Here is a 2,020-nt window from a genome sequence, read left to right on the forward strand (position 1 = left end):
CGGAAGGCGCTGGGGTAGATGCCGCAGGGGCGGACGGTGCAGGGGCGGATGTGGCAGCCGCTGAGGCAGTCGCGGGCAGGGACGGAGGCGCGGAGGCGGGACCTGCGGCAGGGGCGGGCCGGCTGGACGCCGCGGGTTCGTCCACAGGCCAGTCGCTGGTGCTGACCCGTGGCGCCGTCAGCGGTTCTCGGACGGGCTCGTCCTGCCGGGCGGGCGCGGAGACTGTGGCCGGCGGCTGCTCGCCCTGACGCGGGGCGGAGGGGGCGGTGGTTGTGGCAGCTGGCGCGGCGTGCGAAGGTGCGGCGGGCACGTCCGCTGCCGGCAACTGTGGCGCGGCTGCCTGCTCCGTGCGTGCAGGCGAAACGGCAACAGGTGCGGGAGCGGCGGCGAGGGGGGCTCCGACGTCGTTCCCGGCGTAGTTCAAACGCCGCTCGACGCGGTCGATCCGGGCTGCGATGCCGCGCTCGGTCTGCTCGGAGCTGGGCAGCAGGATGCGGGCGCACAGCAGTTCCAAGTGCAGTCGCGGCGACGTGGCCCCGGTCATCTCGGTGAGAGCGGTATTGGTGACGTCAGCGGCGCGGGAGAGCTCGGCCGCCCCGAGGTTGTGCGCCTGGTTCTGCAGGCGGGCGATCTGGTCCGCCGGCATGCCGCGGAGGATGGACTGGGCGCTTTCGGGCATCGCCTGGACGATGATGAGGTCGCGGAAGCGTTCGAGCAGGTCCTCGACGAAGCGCCTTGGATCGTGCCCGGTCTGGATGACGCGGTCCACAGCGCGGAACACTGTGGCGGCATCCGACGCCGCGACGGCCTCCACAACGTCATCGAGGAGGGAGGCGTGCGTGTAGCCCAGGAGGGCGACCGCGAGTTCGTAGTCCAGTCCGTTTGGTCCGGCGCCGGCCATGAGCTGGTCGAGCACGGAGAGGGAGTCGCGGACCGAACCGCCGCCCGCGCGGATGACGAGCGAGAGCACCCCGGGCGCCACGGGGACGTTCTCCTGGGTGCAGAGCAGCTCCAGATACGCCATGAGAGGCTCCGGCGGCACCAGCCGGAAAGGGTAGTGGTGCGTGCGGGAACGGATGGTGCCGATGACCTTGTCCGGCTCCGTGGTGGCGAAGATGAACTTGATGTGTTCCGGCGGTTCTTCGACGATCTTGAGCAGGGCGTTGAACCCGGCAGACGTGACCATGTGGGCTTCGTCGATGATGAAGATCTTGTAGCGGTCCCGGACGGGGGCGTAGGTGGCCCGTTCCCGGAGGTCGCGGGCGTCGTCCACACCGCCGTGGCTGGCGGCGTCGATCTCAATGACGTCCAGGGAGCCGGAGCCGCCGCGGGCAAGTTCCACGCAGCTGGGGCACTTGCCGCAAGGGGTGTCCGTGGGGCCCTCGGCGCAGTTCAGGCAGCGGGCCAGGATGCGGGCGGAGGTGGTTTTGCCACAGCCGCGGGGGCCCGAAAAGAGATAGGCGTGGTTGACGCGGTTCTTGCGCAGGGCCGTCATGAGAGGCTCGGTGACGTGCTCCTGCCCGATAACGTCCGCGAACGAATCGGGGCGGTATCGACGGTAGAGGGCGGTAGTAACAGTCACAGATAAACCCTACCAATCGGCACAGACATAAAAGACCCCTCATGCACCCGCCAGAGCCCGTTTACCCTTGCTACCTTCCGGTCCTGGGGGAGTTCAACAGGATGACGCCACATGAGGGGCCGTCAGCAAGTTTACCTGACGATTGGGTGTGCCCCGAATTGGCCCGGTTTGGCCCTTAATCCTCGACGGAACATGCCCATTCTTGGCGAGAAGGAGTGGGCTGCAGGAGTGGGCGCGGTGGGACTATGTCCAGCGGTCGGGCGGACCGCTGGGCATGTCCAAGTGGCGGGAATGGGCAGTGTGGGGCATGCCCATTCTTGGCGGGAAGGAGTGGGCATTTTGGGGCTATGTCCAGCCCTCAAGTGGGCCGCGGGGCATGTCCAAGTGGCGGGAGTGGGCGGTGTGGGGCATGCCCATTCTTGGCGGGAAGGAGTGGGC

General features: G+C 68.4%; 1 protein-coding gene and 1 other RNA gene. Both read right to left on the bottom strand.

All coding sequences use genetic code 11. From position 1 onward, the window contains the following. A partial coding sequence (locus Y706_RS26710) for a DNA polymerase III subunit gamma and tau (protein WP_156945213.1) occupies positions 1-1,582 on the bottom strand: 1,582 nt, incomplete at its 3' end. Positions 1,583-1,609: 27 nt separating this feature from the next. Next, positions 1,610-1,706, bottom strand: an RNA gene (gene ffs / locus Y706_RS28435) — signal recognition particle sRNA small type. Positions 1,707-2,020 lie beyond the last annotated feature (314 nt).

The organism is Arthrobacter sp. I3 (genome assembly GCF_000520575.1).
Taxonomy (GTDB): domain Bacteria; phylum Actinomycetota; class Actinomycetes; order Actinomycetales; family Micrococcaceae; genus Arthrobacter; species Arthrobacter humicola_A.